The 400-nt window shown below is 60.8% G+C and carries 2 protein-coding genes; both read right to left on the bottom strand.

What is annotated here, in order from left to right:
- A partial coding sequence (locus FOE67_RS28495; protein WP_182667656.1) for a DUF3117 domain-containing protein occupies positions 1–74 on the bottom strand: 74 nt, incomplete at its 3' end.
- A 42-nt stretch (positions 75–116) separates the two neighbouring features.
- On the bottom strand, positions 117–400 hold a 284-nt coding region (locus tag FOE67_RS28490; protein ID WP_267133382.1), incomplete at its 5' end, for a DivIVA domain-containing protein.

The following is a 400-nucleotide window of genomic DNA, read 5'->3' as shown; positions in this document are numbered from 1 at the left end:
CGCATGATGATGCCGCGCCCCTCCTTCGCAACCTCCATGGGACCGTCACCGGTACGTGGCTTCATAGCTGCCATGTCATACTTCCTTGCTCGTTCGCAGTGGGTGAGTCCCTTCCATTATTCCGCATCCGTCCGAGAATCGGGATCACCGGTCTGGTTCATGGCGGGATCGGCGCTCATCTGACTGGCAAGTCGGTCCAGTAGGGCATCCACCTGTGCCGGTGAGTATCCCCGTCGCACGATGGCAAATTTCGCATTGCGAATGTCAGCTGGCGAGAGTTCTCCCTCGGGGAGGTCTGGCACCGGGCGATCGTCCACGGTGGCAGGCACGTCGCCAAATTTCCCGGATCCGGCCATGACGGCCAACCCCATGATGACGACGACGATGACGCACAGGAACC

Origin of the sequence: Streptomyces calidiresistens (genome assembly GCF_014141525.1) — a bacterium.
Lineage (GTDB): Bacteria > Actinomycetota > Actinomycetes > Streptomycetales > Streptomycetaceae > Streptomyces > Streptomyces calidiresistens.
Note: the sequence above shows the minus strand (reverse complement) of the source record. Positions and strands in the feature narration are given on the sequence as shown.